The sequence below is a fragment of the Eubacterium sp. 3_1_31 genome (assembly GCF_964249515.1).
Classification (GTDB): Bacteria; Bacillota_I; Bacilli_A; order Erysipelotrichales; family Erysipelotrichaceae; genus Longicatena; species Longicatena caecimuris.
Genome location: NZ_CAXUBY010000103.1, coordinates 1 through 1,575 on the forward strand (window position 1 = coordinate 1; position 1,575 = coordinate 1,575).

The 1,575-nt window shown below is 36.1% G+C and carries 1 protein-coding gene; it reads left to right on the forward strand.

The features are described from left to right. Positions 1-36: 36 nt before the first annotated feature. Complete coding sequence (gene ltrA, locus ACESSZ_RS16410; protein ID WP_499842904.1) at positions 37-1,482, forward strand: group II intron reverse transcriptase/maturase; 1,446 nt, start codon at positions 37-39, stop codon at positions 1,480-1,482. Positions 1,483-1,575 lie beyond the last annotated feature (93 nt).

The window sequence follows — 1,575 nt, forward strand, 5'->3', positions numbered from 1 at the left end:
CGAACCAGATGTGTGGGGAAGGAGGAAAAGAGTTTTATGAACGAACCACTAAAATTTAAGTGGCATTCTTTATATGGACAGATGCTGAGAGACAGGAAACTGAGGGAGGCATGGAAACAGGTAAAGACTAATAAAGGAAGCGGAGGGATAGATGGGGAGACCATTGCGGAATTCGATAAAAAGTCGGAAGAAAGAATCCTTGAAATCCTGGAAAAACTTAAGACAAAAACGTATACACCGGCACCTGTAAGAAGAGTGTATATACCAAAGAAGAGTGGAGGTAAAAGACCACTTGGAATACCTGTGATAGAAGATAGAATCATCCAACAGACCTTAGTGAATATACTAAGTCCAAAGTTTGAGAATGGAATCTTTCATAAATGTTCCTGTGGATACAGACCAAATTATGGTATGGAAAAGGTAATGCAGTTGATACTGTGGAATATAGAAAAAGGAAGAAATTATATCTATGACTGTGATATAAAAGGATTCTTTGATAATATCCCACATAAACAGTTAATGCGCGTATTGAATAAATATATCGCAGATGGTACAGTGCTGAACCTCATATGGAAATGGCTGAAAGCAGGATATATGGAAGAAGGAAAATATCTTGAAACAAATAGTGGCACACCACAGGGAGGAGTAATCTCTCCATTACTGGCAAACATCTATTTGAATGAACTGGACTGGGAACTGGCGAAAGCAGGAATCTACTTTGTAAGATATGCCGATGATTTTCTACTGTTTGCGGAAAGTGGAGAGAAAATCATAGAGGCAGGAGAACTGGCGCAAAAAGTAATCCAAGAATTAGGCTTGGAAATAGCCATGAACAAGACAAAGATAGTAGATTTTCATGATGACGATTTTACTTTCGTAGGATTTGATTTTCAACATTGGAGAAATAGAAAGAAAGATGGGAAACCATACTTTCTAGTAACACCAACGGAAAAGTCATTGAAAGATTTTAAACTGAAAATCAAAGAAAAGACAAAGAAAACATTGACGCTAAGTAAAGAAGAATGGGTCAAAAGAGTGAATTCTATAATCGTTGGGAAAGTAAACTATTATAAGATAGTGCAGAAAGCCATAAAACTAAATGAACAGGCAGGACAGGAAAGTCACTGTTATGTGAAAGGTTGTATTGGAAATCTTCATAAATTGGATGCATATATTAGGCAAAGATTAAGAGTATGCATGATACATAAACATCCAAACATACGCAAAGGATTTGCGAAAATAGGAGTCTGGAATATCGAATTCTTCTGTAAGATAGGATTGATACCCGCGGCATGGCATTATTACAAGGATATGTATCCAAGCTATACAATAGATGTGTATGTGAACAAACAACAGGAAAAGAACAAAGTCAGAAAAGAAAAATATATCAATAAATTAAAAGAACAGGGAATCAAATACTACACACAGGAAAGAATAAAGAAAATCGCAAATTCAGGAGTAAATTTACGATATAGTGGATAACATAAATAAGCATATTGGTAAGCCGTATGCCTTAATAGGGCACGTACGGTTTGATAAGGGGCGGTAGTTTAATGACTATCGCCTACTTTCTTT

Bases quoted from the DNA above. Each gene is read 5' to 3' on its own strand.
- ltrA (WP_499842904.1), top strand. From the start codon at position 37: ATGAACGAACCACTAAAATTTAAGTGGCATTCTTTATATGGACAGATG.